The following is a 772-nucleotide window of genomic DNA, read 5'->3' on the forward strand; positions in this document are numbered from 1 at the left end:
TCGAAGCCATTAGCGTCAACCCTGTTGATACAAAGGTTCGGGGGCCAAAATCGCAAACTCTAGAAGAGACCAAAATACTTGGTTGGGACGCTTGTGGTGTAGTCGTTTCCGTAGGTGAAAGCGTCACCCTTTTTAGCCCTGGTGACAGGGTGTTCTATGCCGGCGATATTACACGGCAAGGTTGCAATAGTGAGTTTCATTTAGTCGATGAAAACATCGTAGGTTATGCACCACGCTCCCTTGATTCAGCTAATGCCGCAGCCCTTCCACTCACAGCAATTACGGCCTGGGAAGCCCTTTTTGAAAGGTTAAATATTTCAATTGATGGCTCAAGAGCAGAACACGCCAAACCCACGATTTTAATTATCGGTGGTGCAGGCGGTGTTGGTTCGATCGCCACTCAAATCGCCACAAAGCTTGCCGGGCTTGAAGTTATCGCAAGCGCGTCTCGCCCTGAAAGCAAAGCTTGGTGCGAGAAAATGGGTGCCAAACATGTAATCGATCATAGCAAAGCTTTAGATAAACAACTTTCTGATATTGGTATTCCTAGCGTTGATTATATTCTCTGCTGTAATAGCACCGATCAATACTTCGATCTTATGATAGACGTAATCAAACCGCTTGGAAGAATCTGCTGCATTGTTGACAATACGGCCCCCTTGGAAATGAATAAACTGAAATCAAAGTCAGTGAGCTTCGCTTGGGAGTTCATGTTCACCAAAGCCATGTTCAAGACACCAGACCGGATCGAGCAACATCATATTCTTAACGA

Annotated in this window: 1 protein-coding gene; it reads left to right on the forward strand. The window is 45.7% G+C overall.

Going from position 1 to position 772, the window contains the following annotated elements:
- The coding region (locus A3729_RS06100; protein ID WP_068633412.1) for a zinc-binding alcohol dehydrogenase family protein at nucleotides 1-772 on the forward strand (772 nt) is incomplete at both ends.

The sequence above is a fragment of the Oleiphilus sp. HI0043 genome (assembly GCF_001634935.1).